We start from the raw sequence: 1611 nt of genomic DNA, 5'->3' as shown, positions 1-1611 counted from the left end.
CATGCTATATTCGAAATTGTTTATGGAAAAGTTATTTGCTTTTACTTCACAATACATCTTATAGCAAACAGTTAGGTCACGTATTGACAACTGATCAGGTACTGTCACATCGTAATAATCAACATACGGAAGTACTTCCTTACGAAAGTGACGTCGGGAACGTTTTGAAAGCTGTTGTTCAAATTCTTCCAAAGTATTCCAATTAAAATCGCAGAAAACAGCAGCGTCCGGCATGTCCGCAACCAAGTAACCGCGGTCTTGTGCCGTATGATATAAAAAGTATCTTTTTTTAAAATCCCTCAAAACCAGCTTACCGTAGCCACCTTTTTCAAACTCCCCTTCTATACAGTCGAAAAAAGCTCTCTGAAGAAACCGAAGATCTTTTGAGCCTTTGTTTATATACATGTGACTACCTTCTGTAAAAGAGGAGCCCATACCCATTACCCTTTCCGTGAGAAAGGTCGGATCTTCCAAACGAATCTTCTCTATTCTTTCAGAAACCATTTCATGCGACAGCATATCCTCCTTCCATAAGGAAACAGTGGTATAGGTAAGTGCTTCAACCGAACCACTGCTGTTCCTAACCAAATAGTATTTGAACTGCATATGGTTCGGATCATCCGAAGGCAAACTCGAAAAGTATCCTTGCAGAAATTTTGTGCCCGCATAGTCGAAAGCCTGGTCGTCCAACACCGAATTCCACAAGACTTCGTCTATTTCAGCAATCGAACTGTAAACCGCAGAGTGAAATAAATCTTCTTTTTTAGCAGGTTCTTCTTTTTTGGGTACGAACTGTCTTTTAAAGGCACGGCCGACTTTTTTGTAGCTGTTGCCTGTAGCAACAAGTGCCTTGTCATAATGTTTTTCCAGCAGTCTGGCGAGATAGTCAATATCCTGCAGACTGTTATGGTTACTGACGGTAATTCTTAAGCCGGCATTGTTAACCGGGACTGCGGGAAAAAGTGCCGGGTTTACAAAGCAGGCATCAATCGACAGTTTTCTCATCAGCGTATAAGCCGTATCGGGCATACCTGTCGGAATGAAAAAAACAGGAGTATCACCGGTTGACATCAATGGTATTCCTGCGTGAACCAGTGCATTTTGTAGTGCATCAATACGTTTTTGGAGCTTTTGCTGCTTTTCTATAATTTCAGTACTCAAATGGATTTTCGCAGATGCGATTGCAGCAGCCACTGCAGATGGTTCCAACTGCGCTGAAAATGTCAGCGGACCACCGAAATTCCTGATTTTCGACATAAGAAGGTAATCTCCCGATACGACGAATGCACCGCTGGCTCCGAAGGTTTTACTAAGGGTACTCACCAAAACCATACGGTCGGGAATGGAATCCCAGTGACTTTTAATAAATCCGGTGCCATTGACACCTTTCCAGCTCATACCATGCACGTCATCAACGTATACAAATAACCTCTTATACCGATGCATCAGTTCCTTTATTTTCTCTACGGGTAAGCAATCACCATACATAGAATAAATTCCATCTGCCATGTACCAGACCTTTTCATACCTGTTGTTAAGTGTTTTCAAATAATTTTCCAGTTCATCCATACGGCTGTGCCTTATCATTATTACAGGTATTCCCCGGAGCTT

1 protein-coding gene is annotated in these 1611 nt (G+C 42.0%); it reads right to left on the bottom strand.

The features are described 5' to 3' along the window. Positions 1 to 1599, bottom strand: a 1599-nt coding sequence (locus BM253_RS17065) for an aminotransferase class I/II-fold pyridoxal phosphate-dependent enzyme (RefSeq protein WP_262487604.1), incomplete at its 3' end; no start/stop codon positions are given. Between the last annotated feature and the right edge of the window lie 12 nt (positions 1600 to 1611).

This window comes from Paenimyroides ummariense (assembly GCF_900115115.1).
Classification (GTDB): domain Bacteria; phylum Bacteroidota; class Bacteroidia; order Flavobacteriales; family Flavobacteriaceae; genus Flavobacterium; species Flavobacterium ummariense.
The sequence above is the reverse complement of the archived record's forward strand: the minus strand, read 5'-3'. Positions and strand labels throughout refer to the sequence as shown.